We start from the raw sequence: 839 nt of genomic DNA, 5'->3' as shown, positions 1-839 counted from the left end.
TCAGGCAGGACCGCAGGTGCAGACGTCATTATGAAAAAATAGCAGAAAACCTAAGAAAATTCAAAATGTTCTGCACTCTCACGCCATAAAAATCAGGCCACGCGAGACGGTGGTGCAGACCAGGAAGGGCGTCTCCACTCCATGCCTTCCCACAGCATGGCCATCTGTGCTGTCGTCAGGCGTGCAACGCCCTCTGCCGGAGACGGCCATGGAAAACGTCCCTTCTCAAGCACCTTGTAATAAAGACAGAACCCCTGACCGTCCCACATCAGAAGCTTGATCCTGTCCCCACGGCGACCACGAAAGGCAAAGAGCGCCCCTGATGTCGGGTTCTGACGCAGCACGTCCTGTGCCAGTGCTGCCAGACCCGATATGCCCTTGCGCATATCGGTCACCCCGCAGGCCAGATAGACACGCACGCCGTTGCCCACGCCAATCATGCCGTCTCCGCAATCCGGATGACCCGGGCCAGAAGATCTTCGGCAGGATGTCCCGTCACCCTGATACTACGGCCATTGCGCAGCACTATGGCCAGTTCGTCAGGATCACCGCCAGATGCCACAGCAGGTGTCGTCACTGAAGCAACAGGAACAAACGCCACAGACTGATCTGGGGAAGATAGTCTTTGACGGAATGACGTCCGCCATTGGTAAAGATGTTGGCGGGTCAGGTCATGTCGACGTGCCACATCCGATACACTTGCTCCATCCACACCAACTTCAGCCAGTATCGCCAGCTTCCGTTCATCCGACCAGCGGCGGCGGCGTTCAACGCCAATCAGGATTTCCTGGGTCATTCTTACCTCTCAAATGACGTCAATAACGACGTCGTTAACGACG

2 protein-coding genes are annotated in these 839 nt (G+C 56.1%); both read right to left on the bottom strand.

The annotated features are described in order from the left end of the window. Window positions 1–92 precede the first annotated feature (92 nt). Window positions 93–440 carry an IS66 family insertion sequence element accessory protein TnpB gene (gene tnpB, locus CFR72_RS16865; protein ID WP_010510701.1) on the bottom strand — a complete coding sequence of 116 codons (348 nt, stop codon included), beginning with the start codon at window positions 438–440 and terminating at the stop codon, window positions 93–95. Then, a complete protein-coding gene (tnpA, locus tag CFR72_RS16860; protein WP_007400224.1) occupies window positions 437–796 on the bottom strand; it encodes an IS66-like element accessory protein TnpA in 360 nt (119 codons plus the stop codon). The genes tnpB and tnpA overlap by 4 nt, the downstream gene beginning before the upstream one ends. Between the last annotated feature and the right edge of the window lie 43 nt (window positions 797–839).

Source organism: Gluconacetobacter entanii (assembly GCF_003206495.1).
In the GTDB taxonomy this organism is placed as follows: domain Bacteria; phylum Pseudomonadota; class Alphaproteobacteria; order Acetobacterales; family Acetobacteraceae; genus Novacetimonas; species Novacetimonas entanii.
Note: the sequence above shows the minus strand (reverse complement) of the source record. Positions and strands in the feature narration are given on the sequence as shown.

Bases quoted from the DNA above. Each gene is read 5' to 3' on its own strand.
- tnpB (WP_010510701.1), bottom strand. From the start codon at position 440: ATGATTGGCGTGGGCAACGGCGTGCGTGTCTATCTGGCCTGCGGGGTG.
- tnpA (WP_007400224.1), bottom strand. From the start codon at position 796: ATGACCCAGGAAATCCTGATTGGCGTTGAACGCCGCCGCCGCTGGTCG.